Genomic DNA, 24825 nt, shown 5'->3' with positions numbered 1-24825 from the left:
CCATGCTGCAACTCTATTTCTTTCCGATGGCCTGCTCGCTCTCGAGCCGCATCGCGCTGATGGAGGCCGGCATCGAGGCGCAGTATCACCTCGCCCATATCTGGACCAAGCGGATCGTGGACGACGGCAGCGATTTCCGCGACCTGTCGCCGAAGGGTGCGGTGCCGGTTCTGGTGCTGGAGAACGGCGAACGGCTGACCGAGAGCGCGGCCGTGCTGCAATACATCGCGGACCTGAAGCCGCAGGCAGGCCTTGCGCCTGACAACGGCGATCCCGATCGCTATCGCCTCCAGGAATGGCTGAGCTTCGTCGGCGCCGAGATTCACAAGGCGTTCCTGTTTCCAGCCTTCTGGTACAAGGACGACGGCTCGCTCGCCAAGCCGCGCGCAAGGATCATGCAGACCTTGTCGGTGCCATCTGCGCATCTGGCGCAGCGCGAATTCCTCGTCGGCAACAGCTTCACGGTGGCCGATGCGCACCTCACCTGGGCCCTGCTGCTGCTGCGTCCCGCGGGAGTCGACATCGCGCAATGGCCGTCCTTGTCGGCCTATCTCGCGCGCATGCAGGCGCGCCCCGCCGTGCGGGAGGCGATCGCGACCGAGATGGCGCTGCGCAAGACCGTCGCGGCCAGCGCTGCGTGACAGGATGTCACGGCCGACGGATCCGATCGCCCCGTCGCGAGGGCATTGATGCCGGCGCGGCATGCGCTAATCTGGGAGATATTTTTCAATATTTCCCGGACGGTTTTTCATGCGCGCTGTTTCAGGTCTTCACCTGCCCGGATTCTCCCTGGCTCTCCTCGCCTGCTGGCTCGGCCTTGGTCCCGCGTCAGCCGAGACGCGGGTCGCGCTCGTCATCGGCAACGGCGCCTATGCCTCGACGGCGCGGCTTCCCAACCCGTCGCACGATGCCGAGGACGTGGCGGCTTCGCTGAGGCGCAGCGGCTTCGAGGTGATTCAAGGCATCGATTTGCGCCAGGCCGACATGCAGGACCTGACCATCCGCTTCGCGCGCGCGGCGAGCAGAGCCGACGTCGCCCTGTTCTACTACAGCGGCCATGCGATGCAGTACAACGGCGTGAACTATCTGATGCCCGTCGACGCCTCGCTGACCGATGAAGCGGACCTCAAGCGTTTCGTCCGGGTCGACGACATCGTGAACGACCTGCAGCAGGCCAAGAACCTGCGCATCCTGGTGCTCGATTCCTGCCGCGACAATCCACTGGCAGAAACGCTCAAACGCTCCGCCGGCACGACGCGGGCCGCCTCGATCGGGCGCGGTCTGTCGAAGGTCGAGGCGCCGCGCGGCACCATCGTGTCGTTCTCGACGCAATCAGGCCAGGTCGCCGCCGACGGCGTCGGCCGCAACAGCCCCTACACGACGGCATTCCTGAAGCACATCGAGGAGCCGCAGGAGATCGGCGACGTCTTTCGCGACATCAGCAGCGACGTCTATGACGCCAGCGGCAAGACCCAGCTGCCGGAGCTGTCACTGTCGATCATCGGCAAGTTCTATCTGAACGGCCCGGTCGCGGTCACGCTCGCCCCTGCGGCGCCGCAAGCCGCGCCGCGGCCCGACCCTTGCGCGGCCGCGGAGGCCCATTGGAAGGCAGCGGACGGCATCGGCACCGTCAGCGTCTTCGAGGATCATCTGGCGCGATTTTCGAGTTGCAGCTTCGCCGGCCTCGCCAAGGCGCGGATCGAGAGCCTGAAGCAGAAGGTGGCGGTCGCACCGAGCGGCAATGCCAGAACCACCGGCAGCAATGATTTCGACGGCCACTGGGACGTGACCCTGAACTGCCCGCCGACCGGCAAAGCGCAGGGTTTCACCAGGCCCCTGGTCGCCACCGTCACCAACGGCGTGTTTCACGCCGAGGGTCAGGGCAAGGACGGCATCAACCGCCTGGAGATCGACGGCCAGATCCCGGCCGACGGCAAGACGACGTTGAGCGCGCGCGGAACGACCGGAGCAAGCGCGTACACGCTCAACAACCTCGCACCGGGCTCGCCTTACGCCTTCACGGTCGATGCGCAGTTCGATCGCAGCCGCGGCAGCGGCAAGCGCAACGAGGCGCGCGCCTGCAATCTTGTTTTCGTCAAGCGCTGATCGTGCAGAAAGCGGTGAGGCGCGCTGCGCCTCACTCCACCCGCGCCAGCACCGCGAGCTTGCGGATGCCCTTGTTGCGGTAGGCGTCGAGGAACGCGTAATAGTCCTTGAACGACACGCAGCCGTTGGAATCGCCGTTCGGTCCGAGCATGAAGGTGTGCGCGAGCAGGCCGTCGCGGCCGTAGATCGCGCTCTCGCCGCCGATCGGGGTCAGGCGCAGCGCCGGCACGCCGTGGAATAGCGCCTCGCGCGGCTTCAGCGTGTAGATGTGCGGCGGTGTCACGCCGCGCATGCGCTGGCGCTGGGAGCGCGGGTCGTCGAGATTGGAGCCGAGGCCGGAATGCGCCTCGAGCTTGGTGCCATCGGGCAGATACACCGTCTTGGCGGTGATGTCGTAGACCGCGGTGTCGCGCTCATAGGGCGGTGCGCCGCCGAGCATCGGGTTCTGCTCCTTCGGCGCGATGGACGCGGTGATGCTGGCATCGGCCGAGGCATAAGCAAGCAGCCCGCCGGACGGATCACGCTTGCCCCAGAGCTTTTCCACCATCGACTGACGCGGCGAGGTGATCGACATCACCGCGGCCTTGGCGCGATCGGCGAACGACTTCTTCTCTTCGGGTGCCGGCACGATCTGGGCCGGATCGGCCGAGGCGAGCTGGATCTGGGCATCCGGGGCGCGCTTGGTCTTGTCTGCGGCCTTGTCGGTGGTCTTGTCGGCGAGTTTGGCCGGGGCCGACGGCTTCAGCGCTTCCGCGACCTTGGCGATCACGCTCTGCTTCGGCGGGTCGTTAGCCACCGCAACCTGGGTCGCGGGTGCGGCGCTCGACGCATTCGAGGGCACGCCCTGCGTCGCAGCTGCGGCAAAGCGCTCGTTGAACATCTCGCGCGAGATCGGGGTTGCGACCTGCAACCGGTCAGGCAGGAGCGCAAAAGCGTCCTTGATGGCCTCGCCAGCCTCGCGCAGCGCGACCTTGGGCGCCCGCTTGATCACCGGCTCGTCGTAGCCGATGCTGCCGACGGTCGGATAGACGCTCGCGCCGAAGACGTTGCTGTAGATGGTCCAGCCGGCGCCCATCACGGCGCAGCCGATCGCCGCGGCGCCGAGCCAATTGGTCGTGGTCATTTGCCGGGAAGATTTCCGCGAAGGGCTTTTCGAGAAATTTTTCGACTTCCGTGCCGCGTTACTCGGCGCAGCGATACTCGTACTCATTCGCCTTGCGTCCAGGACGGTGTCACTCAGTCCCCCTTCAAAGTGCCGCTGGTCACGATCCGGGAACAGCATCTCGCAGAGGGTCGGAGCGTCATTAAGGCGACTTTTAGTTAAATGCGGATTAAGTTCGGGCGGATGTAGGGCAGCTCGTCAACGCTGTCTCATTTTGAGAAAAAAGCCCGCAGAACTACGGACTTAGAAGCGTCTGTTAACCATGATTCTCGGCCGGATCAGTGCCGTCAGCGGACCTCGCCGGCCGCGCCTTTAAGCGCATCCAACCAAGTCCTTTTCGTGATCCTCAATGCCCGGATGATAACGGGGAAGCATTGCGCGAGGCTGGCGTGCGATGCGTCCCTCCACCTCTCTCTTGGCTCCCTTGGCGCCCCCTTGGCGCCCGCGTTGGGCCGCTCACGCCATCACGCCTCCTGCAGCGCAACTCACGTGGCACCGGCCTTCCCTGACCGAAAGTTGATCGGGCCGGACTGGAAAATGCCGCAGCGGGGAAATAGCTGACAGAGCGGCACTTTTCAGCAGCCTCTGCGTGTGATACGGTACCGTATCAACATCGCCTTGAACTGTGCCAAGCACGCAAACGGAGGCTGGCATGAATGTTCTCGCGCGCGCCGGGTTTTTCGCCCTGGCGTCGTCGTTTCTGTTGATTGGTTCTGCAATTGCACAGCCTGCGGCCAATGCGGGCTGCACGGCAGCGCCATCCACCGCAGGCACGCACATTTGGCGCTGCGACAACGGCATCACCATCGTCGCAGAAAACGGCGCCAGATTTGAACTAAAGGACGCCAACCGCGACGGACATATAGACTCCGTCGAGTTGAGCAGCAAAGCGCTGCTGGTCGAGGTGCCCAGGAAGCCCCGGGGCAATCCCTTCAAGGTGCTGACGCCGCAGGCGATCGCCGCGGTGCGCGGCACCAGATGGGCCGTCGATGCCGCCGAGGCCAAGACCTCCGTCTTCGTTGCTGACGGCCGGGTCGGCGTCAACCGCAGGACACCCGGGCGCGGCGTCGTTCTCGGCCCCGGCGAAGGCGTCGACGTGGAAGCGACCGGCCCGTTGACGATCAAGACATGGGGCCAGCCGCGTGTCGATGCGCTGATGGCAAGGCTCGGCCAGTAAGGCTTGGTCAATAAGGCTCGGCCAGTAAGACTTGGCCAGTAAGACTTGGCCAGTAAGAGACTTGGCCAGCAAGACTTGGCCAACAGGACCTAGAACAAAGAAGATTGCAGCACTTAGTGACTAGACGCGTTCAGATCCTGGTAGCACTCATCCTCACCGCGCTGTGGGGCGCGGGCATCTATGCCGCGCACGCCTACGGGCATCTGCGCTTTCTCGACCGCCTCGAAGCAACGCTTACCGATTGGCGGACCCAAATCCGCGGCGTGCAGCGTCCACCCGATCTCGTCACCATCGTTGCGATCGACGATACCGTGGTGAAGCGCGGCGGCAGCTATCCGCTGCCGCGCGCCGACCTCGCCCGCGTCGTCGACACCATCGTGCAGTTCAAGCCGAAGGTGGTCGCGATCGATCTCCTGCTCGTCGATCGCAGCGCTGCGATCGGCGACGCCACGCTGGCCAACACGCTGGCGACGGGTCCCATGGTGCTCGCCGCCGCTGCGATCTTCCCCAGCGCCAGCGCAACCGTGGAGCCGAGCAGCCAGGGTCCCCTCGCCGCGCTGCCGCAAGCCGAACGCTTCCTGCTGCCGTTGCCGGCGTTCGCCGACCACGCCGAGGTCGGCGTCGTCAATGTCGCGACCGGACAGTCGGGCTCTCCGCTCTCGGTGCCGATGCTGTTCCGGACTCACGACAAGGTCGAGCTGTCGCTCCCCCTGCGCGTCGCCAGCCGTGCGCTCGACAAGCCGCTGACGATCGCGCCGGATCGTCTCATGCTCGGCGACCGCGCGGTGCCGACCGACACCGATTTCGCGCTGCCGATCACCTATTACGGTCCGCGGCGCACCATCCGCACCGTCAGCGCGCAGAGCATCTTCGACGGCACGCTCGACCGCACGGCGATCGAAAACCGGATCGTCGTGATCGGCGCCTCGGTCGCCGGCGGAGGCGACTTCTATCCCACACCGTTCGATTCGCTGATGCCCGGCGTCGAGGTGGTCTCGACTGCGATCACGCATCTTGTGGCCGGCGACGGCATCGTGCGCGACCACAGGGTTCGTATCGCCGACGCGCTTGCTGCGATCCTGCTGCCGATGCTGCTGGTCGGCCTGCTCGCCTGGCGCCGCAGCGCGCTCGGCATTATGGCGGCGGCCGCTGTGATGATCGCCTGGGCTGCGCTCAATACGCTCGCGTTCACGCATGGCGTCTGGCTGAATGCAGCAACTACGCTCGCTGCCGCGGTGCCGCCGGTTGCGATCTTTGCCGGTGTACAGCTGTGGGCCGGAGGCCGCCGCACGCAATATCTTGCCGACAAGAGCAGGTCGCTTGCCCGGTTCCAGTCACCCGCAGTGCAAGGATGGCTGGCGCGCGATCCGAATTTCCTGTCAAAGCCCGTCCGGCAGGACGCAGCGGTGGTCTTCATCGATCTCTCCGGCTTCACCGCCCTGAGCGAACGGACCGATCCGGACGCGATCCAGGGGATTTTGAAGGCATTCCACGCGCTGATCGACAAGAGCGCGGTCGATTGCGGAGGCACGATCACGGGCTTTCTCGGCGACGGCGCCATGATCCTGTTCGGACTTCCGGGTGCGATGCCCGATGATCCGGCGCGCGCGCTGAAATGTGCGATCGACCTGCATCGCAGCGTCGAACGCTGGATCGCCTCGCTGCCGACGGCCATCGGCGATCGACTCGGCTTCAAGATCGGGGCGCATTTCGGCGAGATCGTCGCCTCGCGGCTCGGCGAAAGTCACCAGCACATCACGGCGACGGGCGACACCGTCAACGTCGCGAGCCGGCTGATGGAGGTGGCCACCCAGAACGGCGCCCGGCTCGCGCTCAGCGATACGCTGCTGGATGCAGCCGACTTCCACGGGGATCCCGACGGCGTTCTGTCAGGCCCCCTGCTCGCCCAGGTCCGCGGCCGCTCAGGCGTCGTGACGGTGTGGTTCTGGCGCGATCAGAGCGGGCCGGGCCAGGCTACGGACAAGGCCGAGATGATTGGCTGAAGACCACTGCTGCACACTCCACACTCGCTGTCATCCCTGCGAACGCAGGGACCCATACCCACAGGGAGAAGTTTGGCGAAGATTGCTCGTGAGCGGCCTTTCGCGCGGTACAAGCAACGGCCGCTTATCGATAGATCCCGCGGTATGGGTCCCTGCGTTCGCAGGGACGACAAGCTATCTCGCCTCCGGCGGCGGCGAGCGATCCAGCACGTCGCCCTTGGCGCCTTCGAGCAGATCGATGCCGTAGGTCTCGATCACGAGCGGCCCGCGCTTGCGCTGCAATTGCGCGACCTGCGTGACCTTCGCGAAGAGATCGTTGAGCACGGGGTGACCGCCGGTGCGCGGCTCGTCGACATAGAGCAGCTTGCCCGCAAGCAATTTTGGATCGGGCTCGCCCATGTTGACCCAGCGGATGCGCTGGTTCTGCTGCAGCACGCAGGTGCCGCGCGGCAAATAGAAAGCGAGCCATCCCGTGGTGCCGTAGTCCTGCGCGAGCACACAGCTCGCGCCATGGCGCGCGCGCACCTCTTCGATTCCCGCGGCGAGTTCGCGCCAGCCGACGCCGACGCTGCGCACGGTGGCATCGCGGCGATAGCCCGACAGCCAGCCGGTGTTGGCCTGCACGATCAGCGCGGCAAACATCACGATGCCGGTGGGCGCCGCCCAGCGCAGGCAGACCTCCGCCAGGCGCCGCGCACGCGGCTTCCACTGTACGAGGTTGGCGGCGGCCGCGGCAGCAATGACGAAGGGCGGATAGACCGGCGCGAACCAGTTGGCTTCGACACGGGCATGCAGCGAATGCCAGACGAAATAGGCGACGATGGTCCAGAACATCGCCTCGATCAGCACGCGCGAGGCCAGCGCGCCCGCGCGCTGCCAGGTCAGCGCGTGCAGCCCCATCGCGCCGAGGATGAAGACCAAGGGGGTCGCGAACGCGATCTGGGTCGGGATCAGCTCGGCGATGAAGACCGGACGGAAGTCCTCGATCTTGGCGCGGCCGAGCTGCTTTGCGAACGAGACCCATTGATGGTCCGCGTTCCAGAGAATCACCGGCGCGAACAGCGCGAGCGCAACGAGGCCGCCGAGATAGGGCCAGGGCGAGAGAAACCAGCGCCGCAGCTTCGGCACGAAAGCGAGCCAGATCAGGATCGCAGCGCCAAAGAACATCGCGGTGTATTTCGACAGCAGCGCCGCGCCGACGGCCGCGCCGACCGCGAGCCACCAGACGCCGCGGCCGGTCTCCAGCACCTTGGCGAGGAAGAACAGCACGAAGCTGGATGCGACCAGCAGCGGCGCATCCGGCGTCACGATCAGCGTGCCGACGGAGGCCAGCAGCGTAACGTTGAGCAGGATGGCACTGGTCGCCGCGACGCGCGCCCCGCCGAACAGGATCGCCGCGGAGCGGTAGACCGCATAGCTCATCGGCAGCGCCAGCAGGATCGAGACCAGGCGGACGCCGAGCTCGGTATCGCCGGCGATCATGGTGCCGGCGCGGATCACGTAGGCGACCATCGGCGGGTGGTCGTAATAGCCCCCGGCCAGGTTCTTCGACCACATCCAGTAATAGGCTTCGTCGAAGGTGATCGGCGTGAATGCGGCCGCGATGAGCCGCAGGGCCACCAGCGCGAGAATCAGCAGCGCGGTGTTGCGGACGATCCGCGCGTCAGCCCCGCCCATCGCGCTATTTCTTGCGCCAGACGAACAGTCCGGACATCGCGTAGTTCCACACCACGCCCATCAGCGCGCCGGCCATGCCGGCCAGCCACCAGATCGGCTCCTGGTCGTAGACCGAGAAGGCGACGCCGACATTGGCGAGCAGGCCGACGCTGCATACGATGTAGAAGGCGATCAGGCCGCGCAGCAGCGCAAACCCCTTCAGCCGCTGGTCGCGATAGGTGAGGAAGTTGTTGAGGATGAAATTGCTGGTCATGGCGACGATGGCACCGGCGGCCTGCGCCTCCGCGAACGGCGCCTTGAACAGCTGAAGCGCGATGAACAGCGTGGTCAGATGCACCACGAGGCCGATGCCGCCGACCATCGCGAACAGGATGAAGCGCAGCGAGACGACGTCGTTGGTCAGCTTGGCGAAGACGAGACCGAGGAAGTCGAGCGCGACCATGGAATCGAGCTTGCTCTCGCCGTGCTGGCGGGCGCCGAAAGTGTAGGGAATCTCGATAGCCCGCAAGCCACCGTGCGCGGTCGCGACGACGTCGAGCAGGATCTTGAAACCGTGCACGGACAGCTTCGGCGCGAGCTGTTCGAACCGGTCGCGGCGGATCATGAAGAATCCGCTCATGGGATCGGCGATCTCGACCCGGAGCATCTTCCTCGCGACCTCGGTCGCCAGCGCGCTGGCGCCGGCGCGCTGCTTGTTGAAGCCTTCGCTCTTGTAGCCCTCGATGTAGCGGCTGCCGACCACGAGATCGGCCTGGTCGCTGGCGAGCAGCAACAGCATCTTCGGCAACTGCGTCTCGTCGTGCTGGAGGTCGGCATCGATCACGGCGACAAAGGGCGCGCTGGACGCCAGGATGCCCTCGATGCAGGCGCCCGACAGACCGCGGCGGCCGATGCGGCGGATGCAGCGCACGCGGCTGTCCTGCTGCGCCAGCGCGCGCACGACGTCCCAGGTGCCGTCGGGCGAATTGTCGTCGACGAACACGACCTCCCAGGCGACGTTGGCGAGCGTCGCCTCCAGGCGCCGGTACAGCACCGTGACGTTGTCGCGCTCGTTGAAGGTCGGGACGATGACCGACAGTTCCGGGCCCTCTTGGGCCTGTAGCGGGTTGTCGGAGCCCGGTCTGATCGCTTCATTCATGACGGCAGCGTATATCTGCCGCATCCTGCGCTGCCAAGCCGGGAGGTCTGTGGGAAAAGCCCCAAAAGGGGGCCTAAAATGCCAACGACCCCGGAACGGCGGGCCGCGCGTACATCCGGCGCAAGCCTAAGCTATTCCAAGGTCGTCCCAGCGCCGGAGTTTTCGCTCAACGTCGCCGTTAGAACCTAGATAGGAACGACAAGACAGCTCCGCAAGGGGCCGGAAACCGGAACTTTAAGCCCTATTGGTTCGGCACTTCCCGGATGATCGGGCCGCGCGGAGCGGGCGCGGCGGGGGCTGCGGGTGCCGCAGTCGGGGCCTGCTCGGCTTTCGCCGGTTTGGGCGGTTTGCCGTACTGGCCGATCGGCCCGAACACGACGGCGACCGCAAGCACGACCGCGGCAACGATCGCGCCCAAAATGCCCCCCACCGACTCAGACGCCATGGAAACCCATCCCTGTTCCAGATGCGCCCTGTGATACCACGGATGCGCGCGGAGCCGGAAGGGCCACGGCCCTACTTCGGCGGTGGCCTGTGCTTGACGAACGCCGTCACGATGTCCTTCTGCGCGGATTCCACCGCCCTGTTTGCGGTCGCGAGATGGGCGCCGGCATCGATCTCAGGATATTGCGTGGTGAGATAGTCGAGCAGCGCCACCCGGTAATATTGCCGCTCCGACCGACAGGCGCCCGCGACCGAGCGGCTAAAATCCTGTTCCGTCATTCCCTGATTGCTGTCGCGCGAATATTCCCGCGCCAGGCAATGCCAGTAATCGTCACGGCCCTGCTGGGCGAGCTTCTGCGCGCCCTTGGCGCCGTCGTCATCCGCCATGACCGAGGACATCATGGCGGCAGATGTCATCATGCCGAGCGCCGCTCCCAGCATCAGCATCCGCATCTTGTTCTCCTTTTTCGTAGATCGCACTGCCGAGCTTAGACTGGAGGCGAGAACTGGCCAATCACATCTCGTTTGACTAGGATGAAGTCTTCCCTCCCCGTCGATGCGAGATCCTCCGTGGCCAAAGCAAAAACCGCGTCCAAAAAATCCGGCAACATCTTCATCGGAATCGGCGGCTGGACCTTCGAGCCCTGGCGCGGCGTGTTCTATCCGGAGAAGCTGGCGCAGGCGAAGGAGCTATCTTATGCGGCCTCGAAGCTGACCTCGATCGAGATCAACGGCACCTATTATGGCTCGCAGAAGCCGGAGAGCTTTCGTAAATGGGCGAGCGAGGTGCCCGACGGTTTCGTTTTCTCGGTGAAGGGACCGCGCTTTGCCACCAATCGCCGCGTGCTGGCGGAAGCAGGCGATTCCATCAAGCGCTTCTATGATTCCGGCGTGCTGGAACTCGGCGATCATCTTGGGCCGGCGCTGTGGCAGTTCGCGCCGACCAAGAAATTCGACGGCGCCGATTTCGGCAAGTTCCTGGAGCTGCTGCCGCGCAAGCTCGCCGGGCGCGCACTGCGCCACGTCGTCGAGGTCCGCCACGACAGTTTTTGCACGCCGGATTTCGTGGCGCTGATCCGCGAATTCGAGACGCCTGTCGTGTTCGCCGAGCACGGCAAATATCCCGCCATCGCCGATGTTGCCGGCGATTTCGTCTATGCCCGGCTTCAGAAGGGCAATGACGAGATCAAGACCTGCTACCCGCCGAAGCAGCTCGATGCCTGGGCCGAGCGCTTTCAAGCCTGGGCTTCGGGCGGTGAACCGGACGACCTGCCGAAAGTTGACAAAGCCAAGCCGAAGAAAGAGCCGCGCGACGTGTTCGCCTATGTCATCCACGAGGGCAAGGTGCGCGCACCGGCCGGCGCCATGGAACTGATCGCGCGGGTGAGCTGAGCGAGCTATGGCCTTTGTCGCTTGTAGTTGAGAGCACCGAAGCCTCCACACGTCATGGCCGGGCTTGTCCCGGCCATCCACGATCTGCTGCGCGGCACGAAGAACGTGGATGCCCGGGACAAGCCCGGGCATGACGGCCCTGTCATAACTTGAGGTGGTCCATGGCAAAGGCGAGAAAGCTGTTCACCATCGGTTATGAACAGACGCCGTCCAAGGCGGTGCTGGACGAGCTGGAAGGGGCCGGCGTCAAGCTCGTGGTCGATGTGCGCGCGGTGACGTCGTCGCGCCGGCCGGGCTTTTCCAAGAAGCAGCTTGCGGCGGGGCTCGACGAACGCGGCATCGCCTATGTCCACCTCGCCGCGCTCGGCACGCCCAGGGAAGGCCGCCTCGCCGCACGCAGCGGACAATACGACGTGCTCGAGAGAATTTTTTCAAAGCACCTGAAGGCGCCCGAGGCCAGGGAAGCGATGGACGAGCTCTCGGCGCTGGTGAAGAAGGCGGGCCCGGTGTGCCTGCTCTGCTATGAGCGCGACCATACTCATTGCCACCGCCAGATGATCGCGGAGATCATCGAGGAACGCGATGGGGTCGCGGTGAAGAATCTGGCGGGACGGCAGGTGTAGTTGCGGGCGTCATTCCGGGGCGCGCGTAGCGCGAACCCGGAATCCATCAAGCGGCAGAGTCGGCGGACAAATGGATTCCGGGCTCAGCGCTTCGCGCTGCTCCGGAATGACGGCTACCCCTAGCCCTCCCCCGCGAGCCTAAACGTCCCTTCCATCATCTGCACGCAGCTGCCGCCGACATGGGCCGAGACGATCTTGCCGTCCTGCTTGCGCACGCGCGTCAGCAGGAAGCTCGGCCGGCCCATGTCAAAACCCTGGCCGATGGTGAGCTTGAGCTCGCCGTCGCGCACGGGATCGAGATCGGCGAACAGCGCGGCCGCGGCGACCGTCGCGCTCCCGGTGGCGGGATCCTCGACGAGACCGCTGGCGCCGCGCATGAACATCCGCGCCTGGCGTTCGCAAGGCACCTCCGCCGCGGGCACGTCGCGCGTATAGAACCACACCGAGCGGGCCCCGTCGCGCGGCAAGACCTCGCCGTAGGCTGCCGCATTTGGCCGAGCGCGCTTCAGCGCCTCGCGCGAATGCAGCTCCAACACCAGAAATGCATTCCCGACGGTAACGATCTCAGGCTCGTGAATGTCTGTCTTGATGTCGTCCGCGACGAGCGAGATGCAGCTCGCGGCTTCGGCAGCCGACAGTCGTGAGAGCCGCTCCAGCGGCTGCGGCGCGGTCAGCTCGGTCCTGGTCACCCGGCCCTGCTCTCTCACGATGTCGACGGGCACGAGCCCGGCCTTCTCCTCGAACAGCAGACGCGCCTTCGGCTCCTTCGCCATCGAGGCGAGCACGAAGGCGGTGCCAACGTTGGGATGGCCCGCAAAGGCAAGCTCCTGCACCGGCGTGAAGATGCGCACCTGCGCATCGTTGGCCTTGTCGCGCGGCGGCAGCACGAAGGTGGTCTCGGAATAGTTGAACTCGGTGGCGATCGCCTGCATCTGCGCCGTCGTGAGCCCGCCGGCGTCGAGCACCACGGCGAGCTGGTTGCCGCCGAAGGCGCGGTCGGTGAATACGTCGACGGTGATGTAGCGGCGCTGCATCGTCACTTCCCCATGCAAGTCGCGGCCGCAACCGGCCGCATCGCCGGCAGTCTACAAGCCGGCGATATCGCTCGTCATGCCCCAAAATTCGGTGCAATCGGAGCAATCGCCAGCGCGACTCTGCTTCGATGAAGCGGGAGTGACCTGTGAAGGCGCGCTACCCCAGCTGAAACACCGGCACCTTCTGCTCGTAGCCGCGCACCTCGACCTCGCCGAGCGCGACCGCATCGCTGCCGGCCTCGCCGAGCGCCTCGCGCACGGTCGCGGAAATCAAGAGCTGCGAGCCGAACTCCTTGTTCAGCGCCTCCAGCCGCGAGGCGAAGTTCACGGTGTCGCCGATCACGGTGTACTCCTTGCGGCGGGGTGAGCCGATATTGCCGGCGACGACCTCGCCGACATGAATGCCGATGCCGATGCGCAGCGGCCAGTTCGTCTGCGCATTGATGCGGTCCATCGCTTGTAGCATCTCGCGGCCAGCGGCAACCGCACGCTGCGCGGCGTCGGAGGCCTCCAGCGGCGCGCCGAACAAAGCGAGGAAGCCATCGCCCAGGAACTTGTTCACGATGCCGCCGTGACGGTCGAGGATGTCCACCAGCACCGCAAAGGCGCCGTCGAGCCGGTCGACCACCTCCCGCGGGCTGCGCGATCGCGCGCCGGCGGTGAAGCCGCGAAAATCCACGAACATCACCGCGACGCGGCGGACGTCGCCGCCCCCGCTGGTGCCCGCCGCCATCAACCGCTCCACCACCTGCGGAGAGACGTGCTGGCCGAACAGGTTCGTCACCCGGTCGCGCGCGGTCGCCGCCGCAATGCTCGCGGCGAACTGGCGGCGCAGCTGAGCGCCGACCGCGCCCGCCAGCACGCCGCAGATCAGGATGACGATGCTGCGCACGGCGTGGAAATAGATCAGCGGTTCGCCGGTCTCGTCGGCCGCGTTGTAGAGCAGCGCGACGGAGAGAAGCCCGGCCGCGGCGACGAAACCCGTAAACGCCGAGAGCCAGAAGTCGAGCCGCAGGGTCGAGAGGATGACGAAGATGAAGTACATCAGCGGCACGGCGAAGCCGATCGCCTGGCTTGCGCCCATGGTCCGGGTCTGCAGGACCAGGATCACCGTGGGCAGCGAGGTCTCGATCAGCGTGCCGATATAGCGCCTGACCACCGGCAGGTCGCGATCGAGCCGGAGGTTCTTCCTGATCTGGGTGTGGACCCAGACCTCGAACAGGATGAAGCCGACCAGGAGGCCGTAGACCTCGAAGATGCCTTCCGTTCCACGCCAGACCCGGTTCACCACACTGGGGTCGATCAGATTGATCGCGGTGAGCAACAGCATCATGACGCAGCCCGTCGCGATCAGCGCCCGCACCCGCAGCAGCTCGGTACGCAACACCTCCCGCGTCAGCTCGCGCTCGAAATCCTCCGATAGCACGGCATGCTGCCGCGTCTTCCTGCTTGCAAACTTGGCCATTCCGCCCCTCGATTCCGGGGCATTGTGCCTCAATCCAGCGTACGGCGGAAGCGCGTCACGGCGATGGTCATGGCGAGCAACATCAAAGCCGCCAGCGCCAGCGTGTCGAAGTGCAAATTCTGCATCGTCGCGCCCTTCAACATGATGGCGCGGACGATGCGCAGATAATGGGTCAGCGGCAGGCATTCGCCGACATATTGCGCCCAGACCGGCATGCCTGCGAACGGAAACATGAAGCCGGACAGCAGAATGCTCGGCAGAAAGAACATGAACGACATCTGTATCGCCTGCAGCTGATTCTGCGCGATGGTGGAGAACGTGTAGCCAATCGCGAGATTTGCGGCGATGAAGAGGGTCGAGAGTGCCGCCAGCAGGAGCAGATTGCCGAGCACCGGCACACCGAACAGGAACACTCCGATATTGACGATCAGGAAGGCTTGGATGAAGCCGACCAGGATGTAGGGAATGATCTTGCCGAGCATGACCTCGACCGGCTTGATCGGCATCGACAGGAGGCTTTCCATGGTGCCGCGTTCAATCTCGCGCGTCACCGACAGCGCGGTGAAGATCAGCATGGTCATGGTAAGGATGGTGCCGACCAGTCCCGGCACGATGTTGAGCCGCGATTCCGCGGCCGGATTGTAGCGTGCATGCGCCCGGATCTCGAACGGCAGTGCCGGCGCATCGCCAATATAGAGGTCGTGCTGGAGAGCGGTCTGCACGAGCATCCCGAGCGAGCCGAGTGCGGCGCTTGCGGCGACCGGATCGGTCGCGTCGGCTGCGACCAGCAGCGCCGGCTTGTCGCCACGCCGCACCGCCCGTTCGAAGCCGCGCGGGATCTCGACGCCGAACAGCACCTTGCCGGACTTCAGCAGGTTGTCGAAATCGTCCACGTCGTGCACTTCGTAGACGAAGCGGAAATAGGCGGTATTCTCCAACGCTTTCAGGACCGAGCGAGCGAGATCGGATTCCTCCTGAATTAGCACCGCGCTCGGCAGATGGTGCGGCGTGGTGTTGATGGCATAGCCGAACAACAGAAGCTGCATCACCGGGATCGCCACCATCATCGCGAACGAGACGCGGTCCCGCCGAAGCTGAATGAACTCCTTCGCCATCATGGCATAGGTGCGGCGCCAGAAGCCGAAGCGGTCGCGGATCCCCCGTTCGGGGCCGGTTGCCTGGATGGTGCTCATTGGAAATTGTCCCTGGAGCGGTTCATCAATTCGATGAAGACATCTTCCAGCGATGGATGCGATTTCTGCCAGTGCAGGCCGCTTCTTTCGCGCCACGGCCCGATGCTGGTTTCGAGCGCGGCGACGTCGCGCCCCGAAACGTGCAGCGAGGAGCCGAACGGCGCCACCATGTCGATCCCCGCCTTGCCGATGAGCTCGGCCGCAAGCGCGTTGAGGTCCTCGCCCGTCACCGTGTAGGTCGTCAGCGCGGATTTCGCGATCACCTCGTCCACGGTCCCGTTGGCGAGGAGGTGGCCATAGGCGATGTAGGCGATCTCGTGGCAGCGCTCGGCCTCGTCCATGTAATGGGTCGAGACCAGCACGGTGAGGCCCTCGGCGGCGAGCGCATGGATCTCGTTCCAGAAATCGCGCCGCGCCTTGGGGTCTACGCCGGCGGTGGGCTCGTCGAGCAGCAATAATTGCGGATTGGGCAGCGTGCAGGCTCCGAGAGCCAGCCGCTGTTTCCAGCCGCCGGAAAGCTCGCCCGCAAGCTGCTCCTCGCGCCCTGAGAGCCCGAGCCGCTTGACCATGTCGCGTGCGGCGCCGCGCGCGTCAGCAAGGCCGTAGAGCCGCGCGACGAATTCGAGGTTCTCGCGCACGGAGAGATCCTGATACAGGCTGAAGCGCTGGGTCATGTAGCCGACCTGGCGCTTGATCTTCTCGGCATCGCGCCGGATATCGTAGCCGAGGCAGGTGCCCTCGCCGCTGTCGGGCGTGAGCAGCCCGCAGAGGATGCGGATGGTGGTGGTCTTGCCGGAGCCGTTCGGCCCGAGGAATCCGTAGATCGAGCCGCGCCTCACCTGCATCGACAGATCGTGCACGACCTCGCGGCCGCCGAACGATTTGCTCAGGCCCTTGACGTCGATCGCGATGCCATTGCCGCCGTTCATCGCTTGTCCGCCACCGGAGTCTTGGGGTTGAGATAGATGTCGATCGGCTGGCCGACCCGTAGCGCGTCGGGGCGCGAGGGCCGCGCCTGGACCAGATAGACCAGCTTGCTGCGCTCATCGAGGCTGTAGATGACCGGCGGGGTGTATTCGGCCGAGGTCGCGATGAAATAGATCTTTGCGGTCAGATCGGCCGCGCAATTGTCGCAGGAGACGCGCACCGTATCGCCGATCGAAAGCTTCGGCAGCGCCGTCTCCGGCACGAAGAAGCGCAGCTTCATGTTGCCGGGCGGCATGATCGACAGCACTGGCCGCTGCGCCGCCACCATCTCCCCCTCGCGGAAATAAATCTGCTGGATGGTGCCGGCAACGGGCGCAAAGCCCTTGCGCCGCGCCATCCGCGTTTCCGACGTCGCCACCCGCGCTTCCGCGACACGCAACGCTGACACGGCGGAGTCGAGATTGGCCTGCGTGCCCGAGCCGGACTTGCTCAGCGAGGCCGCGCGATCATAGGTCTGCTGCGCATTCGCCAGCGTCGCCTTGTTCTGGTTGAGATCGGCGCGCTGGAGATCGTCATCGACGGAATAGAGGGCGTCGCCGACCTTGACCTCGTCGCCCTCGCGGACATTGAGCTTCGTCACCCGTCCCGCTTCGTCCGGACTGACGAAGATCATGTCGGCCTCGACCCAGCCCTGGAAGCCGGGATCGCGCTTCTCATTGCACCCGGCAAGCGAGGTCGCGAGCGCCAGAACCACGATCGAGCAAAGGCGCGGCAGATATTGCTGTCGATCTCTCCCCCTGAGGAGCCGCGCAGCGGCGTCTCGAAGGGCGAGGAGCCGCAGCCGGGCCTGCATCCTTCGAGACGCGCGTTCCGCGCTCCCCAGGATGAGGTGAGAAATGGTTCGCGACGACCTCATGTCGTCCTCCGTTCGCCAAAAATCAGATCGAGATGGACGCGCAGCATGTCCTGCGCGTCGAGCGGCGCATGCCGCGCAAACAGGCTCTGCCAGATCACCGCGATCATCGCCGGCGCGACCAGGATCTGCGGATAGCGCGCGAGGTCCTTCTGGCGGATCTCGCCGCGGGCGATGCCGAGCTCGATCAGCCCCCGCATGGCGGCGATGCCGCGCGAGACGACCTCACGGTAGTAGAAGTCGGCGACGGCCGGAAAGCGCGGCCCCTCCGCCACGATCAGCCGCACCAGATCGCCGCGCCTGGTGCCGATGACCTCTTTGAGGAAGTTGCCGGCAAAGGCCTCGATGAGGTCGCGCACCGAGCCCGTCGGCGGTGGCAGCGCAGTCAGCCGCGCCACGACCGGCACGATCACGATGCGCACCAGCTCCTCGAACATCGATTCCTTGTCCTTGAAGTGCAGATAGATCGTGCCCTTGGCGACACCGGCGCGCTTGGCGATGTCGTCGAGCCGCGTCGCGGCAAAGCCGCGGGCGATGAATTCCTCCATCGCCGCCTCGACGATCGCCGCGCGCCGCTCCAGCGCGCGCGCCGCGCGGTTCGACGCGGGCATCTCCGCGCGGGTCGCGGATGGATGGTCTCCACCCTCTGCAGACGTTTTGGCGAGCCTGGTCGATTTCTTCGTCATGGACCATTTATGACTGACTAGTCAGTCATCGTCAAGCGTAAGGAGCTTGAGCAAGATGCACAAATTAGCCTTGACTAATGAATTAGCGTATACTAATTTAACGCCATGACCGAAGCTGCCCCAAACCCCGTCACCACCGTGATGCGCGCCCTCGCCGACCCGACGCGGCGGGCCGTGTTCGAGCGCGTGTTCGAGAGCAAGGAGATCAGCGTCGCCGAGCTGACGCGCGGCAGCGGCGTGACCCAAGGCGCGGTCTCGCAGCACCTGAAGTCGCTGAAGCAGGCGGGCCTCGTCGCCGAGCGCGCCGAGGGCCGCAACGTCTATTACCGCGCCGCACCGCAGGGGCTCGAGCCCCTGGTCACCTGGATGGACCATTACGGTGTGTTCTGGCGCGAGCGCTTCCAGAACCTGCGTGACCTGTTGAAGGAGATCGATCCGTGAGTGCCGTTGCTTCCAAAGTCCAAACCCAAGACATCGTCATCGACGAGGTCTTCCCTCACGCCGTCGCGACGATCTGGAAGGCGCTGACCAGCGCCCAGTTGATTGCGCGCTGGCTGATGCCGCCGACCGGTTTCGAGGCCGTCGAGGGCAACACCTTCACCTTCAAGACCAATCCGGCCGGCGCCTGGGACGGCACGATCCATTGCCGCGTTCTGGAGGTCGTGCCGAACCAGCGCTTTGCCTATGCCTGGGAGGGCGGCGACGAGAGCAATACCGGTTACGGCTCGGCGCTCGACACTGTCGTCACCTGGTCGCTCACCCCGGTTGAAGCAGGCACGCGCGTGCGCGTGGTGCATTCGGGCTTCGTGACGCCGAAGAACGATACCGCTTATCGCAACATGAGCGACGGCTGGGTCAAGGTGCTGCAGCGGCTCGATGCCATCTCCGGCGAAGACAAGTAAGGACGCATCACCATGGACAAGCCCTATACCGGCGGCTGCGCCTGCGGCGCGATCCGCTATTCGATTCTGGGTGAGCCCCTGTTCAGCAATCATTGTCAGTGCCGGGACTGTCAGCGGGAAAGCGGCAGCGGCCATGGCTCGTACGCGACGTTCGCGCGGGCCGGCGTCACGGTCACTGGCGAGGCCAGGCATTGGGACATGGTCGCCGACAGCGGCAACGTGAAGACGCGGGGATTCTGCACGCAATGCGGCGTGGCCGTGTATATGACCTTCGCGGCGCAGCCCGACGTCTTCACGATCCGCGCCGCAAGCCTCGACGAGCCCGCCCGCTACAAGCCGCAGGCGATCACTTTCGCGGCGCGCGGCCATGACTGGGATCAGATCGACCCCAGCCTGCTGAAGTTCGCAGGCATGCCGCCCGGATGAGGCGCTAGCCGAAATCCAGCACCATGCGGCCGTCGATCTTGCCGGCCTTCATACGCTCGAAGACGTCGTTGATTTGCGCAAGCGGCACCTTGGTCACCTCGGCCTTCACCTTGCCTTCCGCTGCGAATGCGATGGCTTCCTCGAGGTCGCGCCGCGTGCCGACGATCGAGCCGCGCACCGTGATGCGCTTGAGCACGACGTCGAAGATCGGCGTCGGGAATTCGCCCGGCGGCAGGCCGACGAGACTGACGGTGCCCTTCCGGCGCACCATCTTCAGCGCCTGGCCGAACGCGGCGGTCGAGACCGCCGTCACCAGCACGCCGTGAGCCCCGCCGCCGGTTGCCGTCAGCACCTTTTCCACCGCGCCATCCGCGAGCGCATTGACCGCGAGATCGGCGCCGGTTTCGCGCGCCAACGCGAGCTTGTCCTCGGCGATGTCGACGGCAGCGACCTTGAGCCCCATTGCCTTGGCGTACTGGATCGCGACATGACCAAGCCCGCCGACGCCTGAGATCACCACCCACTCGCCGGGCCTGGCCTCCGTTTCCTTCAAGCCCTTGTAAGTGGTGACGCCGGCGCACAGGATCGGCGCGATGGCAGCGAAATCGACCGTCGCCGGCAGCTTTGCGGCGAAGGCTGCCGAGGCGATGACATATTCGGCGAAGCCGCCGTTGACGCTGTAGCCGGTGTTGTGCTGGTGCTCGCACAGGGTCTCCCAGCCGGTCTCGCAATATTCGCAGGCCATGCAGGCATCGTGCAGCCAGGCGACGCCGACGGCATCTCCCACCTTCAGATTCTTTACACCGGGCCCGAGCGCGGCGACGATGCCGGCCGCCTCGTGGCCGGGAATGAAGGGCGGAACCGGTTTCACGGGCCAGTCCCCGGAGGCCGCATGCAGATCGGTATGGCAGACGCCGCAGGCCTTCACCTTGACCAGAACCTCGCCGGGACCGGGCTGCGGCACCGGCACGTCCTCGATCACCAATGGCTTGCCGAATTGCTTGACGATTGCGGCTTTCATGGTCGGCATCTGCTGCTCCTTTGCGCGTTGTGAAGCAGACTAGCGATGCCACACCTGCTCCCTTTGACGGGGGTCAAACAGCACAAAGTTTACGCAAGACCAGCCCCATCATGACACAACGATGACGCTGGGCGAAATGTCGACGTGTCAACTATGGAACTTGAGGCCGTCGAGGATCTTGTCGATCACCTTGCGCTCGGCGCGCATGGCGATGCCGACGAGATTGAGATCGTTGCGCGCCACTGCCCTCACCGCCTCGCGGTTGGCGGCATCATGCGTGGTGCTGAACATGTCCTCGGTATAGACCGCCGCCTTGACGTTGCGCGTGAGCGCACGATCCAGCGCGCGCGACAACGCCGGACCGTCGGCGCCATAGATCAGGATCGGCTGACCGATCAGCGCATGATATTTCGTGCCCGAGGCGTCTTCGTAGGCTTCGCCGATGCATTCGGGAAAAGCGGCGGCGATGCCGCTGGTGAGGAAGGCGGCGACGTTGAGCTTCTGCCAGACCTGAAGATCGGTGCGGATCACGACTGCGATCTTGGTGTCGAACTGCATGCAATTCCTCGACTGTCATTCCGGGGCGCGCCACTTGGCGCGAGCTCTGATGCGCAATTGCGCATCTGAGAATCCATACTCACGATGCTGGCTATGGCTTCTGGGTTCGATGTGATTCATCGCCCCGGAATGACAGCAAGAGAGACGGGTGGAATCAACCCTTGGCGTCGCAAGCCCAGGCGCGGATCACGCATTCCTTGCCGCCGTATTTGTAGCATTCGCGCGTGGCGGCGTTGAGCGAAGCCGATATCTTCGGCTTGACGGCATAGCCATAGGCGCCGCAGGGGTTGGCGAGATCGACCGACATGGCCGCGCAGGCGTGCTTCATCGTCACGGTGGTGCAATCGCCCTTGCACTGCTTCTGCGCCGCGGCGCGCGCTTCATGCTCGTGACCATAATCGAAGGCCTGGCCATAAGCGCCGCATTTGCCGACCGCAAACGCACCGGCGGCACGGGCTTCACTGATATAGCGGGCGCCGGTGACGGCAACTGACAAGACAAAGCAAAACATCGCGCAACGGCGCGCGACGACGTTCGAAGCCATGGAAAATCCCCTCCCCCCAAGGCAGGTAGAGGCGACTCTAAGCCCGGGTCGTTTCCACTTGGTGAACGGGTGGTTGAAAAGCGATGCCGGACTAGTGATGCCAGTTATACACTTTATAGTTGTATTTTTCAATCGCGTTATTTAAGGTCGTGGAGCTGCAAACGGGCCAAGGAGACGACAATGCGTCCAATCAAGACGATGCTGCTGGGAATGATCGCGTCGGCCAGTCTGATCGGACTTCCATCCGCGCATGCGCAGGCAGTGAACTGGACCTGGACCAACCAATATGGCTCAACCCTGGCCATCAGCAACTTCGACCAGAGCTCGGGCGCGATCACGGGGACCTACACCAACAACGCGGCGAATAGTTGCGATGAGGGCAAACCGCTGCCCGTCACGGGTTGGCTGGCCTACGGCAATACAGGCACTGCGATCAGCTTCTCGGTGAATTTTCTCGGCTGCGGTTCGACCACGGTCTGGACCGGACAGCTCAACTCCGCAACCGGCTTTCAGGGACTGTGGTATCTGTCTCTCGGCGAAGCCGTCGCATGGAACGGCATCAGTGCGGGCGCCGATACGTTCACCTTCAGCAGCGGCAACAAGGCTCAGCTCACCAAGGGCGGCGTCGAGCTGAAGGCCGGCGGGGTCGAGAAGCTCTCGAACACCAAGAAGTAGGCGAGCCCCGAGCGTGAGCATAGTGCCGTAGGGTGGGCAAAGCGAAGCGTGCCCACGAATTTAGTCGCAATCGAGAGATGGTGGGCACGCGCGAGCGCCTTTGCCCACCCTACGGCACTACGGCAGCGTCATCCGCCCCTTGCCGCTTCCAGCGCCTGCGGCGTGTCGATATCGAGGAAGGCGCTCTCGCCATCAACGGGTACTTCGGCGACCGCCTCGGTGTGCTTGGCGATCAGATGACGCGCGCCGACGTCGCCGTCGAGCGTCATCAGCTCCTTGAAGAAGCGGCGCGACCACAGCACGGGATTGCCGCGGCGGCCTTCGCTGACGGGCACGACGATGAGATTGCCGCGATCGGGCGCAAAGCTGTCGATGAGACGGTCGATCAGGCCGGAATCGATCAGCGGCATGTCGCCGAGGCACACCACGGCGCCGCCGCAGGCCTCCGGCACGGCGGCGATGCCGGCCTTGACCGAGCTGGCGATACCGCCGGCGAAATCCGGATTGCGGACGAACCGCACCGTCAGGCCTTGCAGCGCCTGCTCGACCAGCTCGGCCTGGTGCCCCGTGACGACGATCACCTCGGATGCTTTCGAGGCCAGCGCCTGCTCGGTCGCGAGGCGCACCAGCTTCTTGCCGTCGAGCTCGGCGAGCAGCTTGTTCGGGCCGCCCATACGGGTCGAACGGCCCGCCGCGAGCACAATGGCCGCGACCTGGCTGTTGCCCTCGGTCTCGGGTTTTGCGCGCGGCTGCGGGCGCGTGACGATCTCCATCAACAGGCCGCCGACGCCCATGCCCATCAGCTCGGCGCGCGTCACCTTGATGCCGGCGAGGAGCCGCATCAACACCCAGTCGAACCCGTTCTCGACCGGCGAGCGCGCACAGCCCGGCGCGCCCAGCACCGGCACGCCGCCGGCGCGCGCAATCAGCAAGAGATTGCCGGGGTCGACCGGCATGCCGAAATGCTCGATCTCGCCGCCGATCGCGGTGACGGCCGCGGGGATCACATCGCGGCGATCGGCGATCGCGGACGCCCCGAACACGATGACCAGCTCGGCTCCGAGGCCCAGCAATTCCTTGATCGCGGCCGACAGCTCGCGTTCATCGTGCTGGACACGCCGCTCGGCGATGATGCCGGCACCAGCGGGCGCGAGCCGCTCGGCGGTGACGCGCAGCGTCTTGTCGATCACCTTGGAGGACAGGCCCGGCAGCAGGGTCGAGACCACGCCGACACTCTGGATCACGTAAGGCGCGATCTTCAGCACGTCCTTGCCCGCCGCCTTCACCGCGGCATCGCGCAAGCTTCCCGCGACGCCGAACGGGATGATCTTGACGGTGCCGACCATCTCGCCCTCGACCACCGGCTTGTAGGGGGAGAGCGTCGCAAAGGTGATGGCCTCGTCGACATTGTTGATGCGATCGACCGCGGCGCGGTCGATCACCAGCACGCCCGGACGCGCGGCGAACAGGTTGGCGCGGCCGGTGAAGGCGCGCTCGACATGGATGCCCTCGCCGCCGACGGCGAGCGCGATGCTGGCGGCCGCGACGTCCTCGGAGACGTCGCCCGCCTCCATGCGCACCACGACGATGTCCTTGATGCCGGCGCGCTCCAGCGCCTCGACCTCGGCGGGCCCGATCGTCGTGCCCTTCTTCAGCACCAGCGGCCCCTGGCGCAGGGTGTGAACGGTCACCCCGCCGATCGCATCCTGGGGACTGGCCGGGCCAAATTTCATGCCGCTTCTTCTTTTTCCTTGGGCGGCAGGCGGAGCACAGCCGTGATCTCCGCCATGATCGCGACCGCGATCTCGGACGGAGAGACCGCACCGATTGCAAGCCCGATGGGCGCGTGGATCCGCGCGATGTCGTTTTCCTTCGCGCCCTGCGCCCGCAGCCGGTCGGCACGCTTGGCGTGCGTCTTTCGCGAGCCGAGGGCGCCGATATAGAAGCAGCCGCGCTCGAAGGCATGCAGCAATGCGGGATCGTCGATCTTGGGATCGTGCGTCACCGCGACGAAGGCGGTGTAGGCATCGACATTGAGCGGCGGCAGCGCGGTGTCCGGCCATTCGGCCACCAGCGGAATATCGGGGAAGCGCTCGGGGCTCGCAAAGGCGGTGCGCGGATCGACCACCGTGACGTCGTAGCCGAGCGAGCGCGCCAGCGGCGCCAGGGCCTGGCTGATATGCACCGCGCCGACGATGACGAGCTTTGCGGTCGGCGCGTAGACGTTGAGGAACAGCTTCTTGCCGCCGGCCTCGACACTGGCGCTCTTGCCCATGCGAAGCTGCTTCTCCAGCTCGGTGCACAGCGGATCCCTGGCAAAATCCTTCGCCTTCACCAGGCGCTGCTCGCCGCTCTCGGTGTCCGTCACCAGGATCGCCGGCCGGCGCGCGGCCCGCTCGGCATTGAGTTCGTGCAGGATCTCGAGCTTCACGGCTAGCCGACCTTCTCGACGAAGACGCGGATGGTTCCGCCGCAGGACAGCCCGACATTCCAGGCGGTCTCGTCGGCGACGCCAAACTCCAGCATCCTCGGTTTGCCGCTCTGGATCACATCCATGGCCTCGGTGACCACGGCGCCCTCGACGCAGCCGCCGGAGACCGAGCCCAAGAACGTGCCCTCGTCGTTGATGACGAGGCTCGAGCCCGCCGGGCGCGGCGCCGAGCCCCAGGTTTCGACGACCGTCGCCAGCGCGACGCCACGGCCGGCCTTCTGCCAGTCCTCTGCCGCCTTCAGGATATCCTCGTCGCGATCGAGCATGG

General features: G+C 65.3%; 27 protein-coding genes. 10 read left to right on the top strand and 17 right to left on the bottom strand.

Features of this window, described 5'->3' with window-relative positions:
• Positions 1–2: 2 nt before the first annotated feature.
• On the top strand, positions 3–641 hold the full coding sequence (locus tag E4K64_RS08720) for a glutathione binding-like protein (RefSeq protein WP_135163147.1): 639 nt from the start codon (positions 3–5) through the stop codon (positions 639–641).
• A gap of 109 nt (positions 642–750) precedes the next feature.
• Complete coding sequence (locus E4K64_RS08715; protein ID WP_135163146.1) at positions 751–2106, top strand: caspase family protein; 1356 nt, start codon at positions 751–753, stop codon at positions 2104–2106.
• 31 nt (positions 2107–2137) lie between these two features.
• On the opposite strand, the gene E4K64_RS08710 is transcribed toward E4K64_RS08715, so the two are convergent.
• The gene (locus E4K64_RS08710) at positions 2138–3229 is read right to left on the bottom strand and encodes a DUF2778 domain-containing protein (RefSeq protein WP_167771893.1); all 1092 of its coding nucleotides are present in this window, start codon (positions 3227–3229) and stop codon (positions 2138–2140) included.
• Positions 3230–3920: 691 nt separating this feature from the next.
• Between E4K64_RS08710 and E4K64_RS08705 the strand changes: the two genes are divergently transcribed.
• A complete protein-coding gene (locus tag E4K64_RS08705) occupies positions 3921–4445 on the top strand; it encodes a FecR domain-containing protein (RefSeq protein WP_167771892.1) in 525 nt (174 codons plus the stop codon).
• A gap of 116 nt (positions 4446–4561) precedes the next feature.
• Positions 4562–6448, top strand: coding sequence for a CHASE2 domain-containing protein (locus tag E4K64_RS08700; RefSeq protein WP_135163143.1), 1887 nt, complete (start codon positions 4562–4564; stop codon positions 6446–6448).
• Positions 6449–6622: 174 nt separating this feature from the next.
• Here the strand turns inward: E4K64_RS08700 and E4K64_RS08695 are convergent, their stop codons facing one another.
• From E4K64_RS08695 to E4K64_RS08680, 4 genes are all read right to left on the bottom strand, one after another.
• Positions 6623–8125: a glycosyltransferase family 39 protein gene (locus E4K64_RS08695; protein ID WP_135163142.1), complete on the bottom strand. Its 1503-nt coding sequence runs from the start codon at positions 8123–8125 to the stop codon at positions 6623–6625.
• Between the two features lie 4 nt (positions 8126–8129).
• A complete protein-coding gene (locus tag E4K64_RS08690) occupies positions 8130–9263 on the bottom strand; it encodes a glycosyltransferase family 2 protein (RefSeq protein ID WP_135163141.1) in 1134 nt (377 codons plus the stop codon).
• Positions 9264–9504: 241 nt separating this feature from the next.
• Positions 9505–9708: a hypothetical protein gene (locus E4K64_RS08685; protein WP_135163140.1), complete on the bottom strand. Its 204-nt coding sequence runs from the start codon at positions 9706–9708 to the stop codon at positions 9505–9507.
• A 71-nt stretch (positions 9709–9779) separates the two neighbouring features.
• Entirely contained in the window at positions 9780–10160 is a 381-nt protein-coding gene (locus E4K64_RS08680) for a hypothetical protein (RefSeq protein WP_135163139.1), read from the bottom strand.
• A 117-nt stretch (positions 10161–10277) separates the two neighbouring features.
• On the opposite strand from E4K64_RS08680, the gene E4K64_RS08675 reads away from it, so the two are divergent.
• Together E4K64_RS08675 and E4K64_RS08670 are read left to right on the top strand one after the other, a co-directional pair.
• Entirely contained in the window at positions 10278–11099 is an 822-nt protein-coding gene (locus E4K64_RS08675; RefSeq protein WP_167771891.1) for a DUF72 domain-containing protein, read from the top strand.
• A 161-nt stretch (positions 11100–11260) separates the two neighbouring features.
• Positions 11261–11722, top strand: a complete 462-nt coding sequence (locus E4K64_RS08670) for a DUF488 domain-containing protein (protein WP_135163137.1) — start codon at positions 11261–11263, stop codon at positions 11720–11722.
• Between the two features lie 119 nt (positions 11723–11841).
• Here E4K64_RS08670 and E4K64_RS08665 read toward each other — a convergent pair whose 3' ends face one another.
• The 6 genes from E4K64_RS08665 to E4K64_RS08640 form a co-directional block, all read right to left on the bottom strand.
• Entirely contained in the window at positions 11842–12756 is a 915-nt protein-coding gene (locus E4K64_RS08665) for a PhzF family phenazine biosynthesis protein (RefSeq protein WP_135163136.1), read from the bottom strand.
• Between the two features lie 157 nt (positions 12757–12913).
• Complete coding sequence (locus tag E4K64_RS08660; protein WP_135163135.1) at positions 12914–14221, bottom strand: adenylate/guanylate cyclase domain-containing protein; 1308 nt, start codon at positions 14219–14221, stop codon at positions 12914–12916.
• Positions 14222–14250: 29 nt separating this feature from the next.
• Complete coding sequence (locus E4K64_RS08655; protein ID WP_135163134.1) at positions 14251–15414, bottom strand: ABC transporter permease; 1164 nt, start codon at positions 15412–15414, stop codon at positions 14251–14253.
• A complete protein-coding gene (locus tag E4K64_RS08650; protein ID WP_135163133.1) occupies positions 15411–16343 on the bottom strand; it encodes an ABC transporter ATP-binding protein in 933 nt (310 codons plus the stop codon). The genes E4K64_RS08655 and E4K64_RS08650 overlap by 4 nt, the downstream gene beginning before the upstream one ends.
• Positions 16340–17257: an HlyD family secretion protein gene (locus E4K64_RS08645; RefSeq protein ID WP_235884603.1), complete on the bottom strand. Its 918-nt coding sequence runs from the start codon at positions 17255–17257 to the stop codon at positions 16340–16342. The genes E4K64_RS08650 and E4K64_RS08645 overlap by 4 nt, the downstream gene beginning before the upstream one ends.
• Positions 17254–17940, bottom strand: a complete 687-nt coding sequence (locus tag E4K64_RS08640) for a TetR/AcrR family transcriptional regulator (RefSeq protein WP_135163132.1) — start codon at positions 17938–17940, stop codon at positions 17254–17256. Before E4K64_RS08640 ends, E4K64_RS08645 begins: the two co-directional genes overlap by 4 nt.
• Positions 17941–18045: 105 nt before the next feature.
• Between E4K64_RS08640 and E4K64_RS08635 the strand changes: the two genes are divergently transcribed.
• From E4K64_RS08635 to E4K64_RS08625, 3 genes are read left to right on the top strand one after another with little or no spacing between them, the layout of a single operon-like run.
• The gene (locus E4K64_RS08635) at positions 18046–18381 is read left to right on the top strand and encodes an ArsR/SmtB family transcription factor (RefSeq protein WP_135163131.1); all 336 of its coding nucleotides are present in this window, start codon (positions 18046–18048) and stop codon (positions 18379–18381) included.
• Positions 18378–18842, top strand: a complete 465-nt coding sequence (locus tag E4K64_RS08630) for an SRPBCC family protein (RefSeq protein WP_135163130.1) — start codon at positions 18378–18380, stop codon at positions 18840–18842. The genes E4K64_RS08635 and E4K64_RS08630 overlap by 4 nt, the downstream gene beginning before the upstream one ends.
• Before the next feature lie 12 nt (positions 18843–18854).
• Positions 18855–19268, top strand: coding sequence for a GFA family protein (locus E4K64_RS08625; RefSeq protein ID WP_135163129.1), 414 nt, complete (start codon positions 18855–18857; stop codon positions 19266–19268).
• Between the two features lie 4 nt (positions 19269–19272).
• Here the strand turns inward: E4K64_RS08625 and adhP are convergent, their stop codons facing one another.
• The 3 genes from adhP to E4K64_RS08610 all read right to left on the bottom strand — a co-directional run bounded on the left by adhP (position 19273) and on the right by E4K64_RS08610 (position 21391).
• A complete protein-coding gene (gene adhP / locus E4K64_RS08620; RefSeq protein WP_135163128.1) occupies positions 19273–20298 on the bottom strand; it encodes an alcohol dehydrogenase AdhP in 1026 nt (341 codons plus the stop codon).
• Between the two features lie 138 nt (positions 20299–20436).
• Positions 20437–20847, bottom strand: a complete 411-nt coding sequence (locus tag E4K64_RS08615; RefSeq protein ID WP_135163127.1) for a DUF2000 family protein — start codon at positions 20845–20847, stop codon at positions 20437–20439.
• A gap of 154 nt (positions 20848–21001) precedes the next feature.
• Positions 21002–21391 (bottom strand): DUF4189 domain-containing protein, encoded by a 390-nt coding sequence (locus tag E4K64_RS08610; RefSeq protein WP_126260916.1) that lies wholly within the window; start codon positions 21389–21391, stop codon positions 21002–21004.
• Between the two features lie 180 nt (positions 21392–21571).
• On the opposite strand from E4K64_RS08610, the gene E4K64_RS08605 reads away from it, so the two are divergent.
• On the top strand, positions 21572–22066 hold the full coding sequence (locus E4K64_RS08605) for an avidin/streptavidin family protein (protein WP_135163126.1): 495 nt from the start codon (positions 21572–21574) through the stop codon (positions 22064–22066).
• A 128-nt stretch (positions 22067–22194) separates the two neighbouring features.
• Here the strand turns inward: E4K64_RS08605 and E4K64_RS08600 are convergent, their stop codons facing one another.
• The 3 genes from E4K64_RS08600 to E4K64_RS08590 are packed head-to-tail and all read right to left on the bottom strand — an operon-like array spanning position 22195 to position 24823.
• Complete coding sequence (locus tag E4K64_RS08600; protein ID WP_135163125.1) at positions 22195–23799, bottom strand: NTP transferase domain-containing protein; 1605 nt, start codon at positions 23797–23799, stop codon at positions 22195–22197.
• Positions 23796–24497, bottom strand: coding sequence for an XdhC family protein (locus E4K64_RS08595; protein ID WP_135163124.1), 702 nt, complete (start codon positions 24495–24497; stop codon positions 23796–23798). The genes E4K64_RS08600 and E4K64_RS08595 overlap by 4 nt, the downstream gene beginning before the upstream one ends.
• A 2-nt stretch (positions 24498–24499) precedes the next feature.
• A complete protein-coding gene (locus tag E4K64_RS08590) occupies positions 24500–24823 on the bottom strand; it encodes an XdhC family protein (protein WP_007602422.1) in 324 nt (107 codons plus the stop codon).
• Positions 24824–24825 lie beyond the last annotated feature (2 nt).

The organism is Bradyrhizobium frederickii, from assembly GCF_004570865.1.
Lineage (GTDB): Bacteria > Pseudomonadota > Alphaproteobacteria > Rhizobiales > Xanthobacteraceae > Bradyrhizobium > Bradyrhizobium frederickii.
The sequence above is the reverse complement of the archived record's forward strand: the minus strand, read 5'-3'. Positions and strand labels throughout refer to the sequence as shown.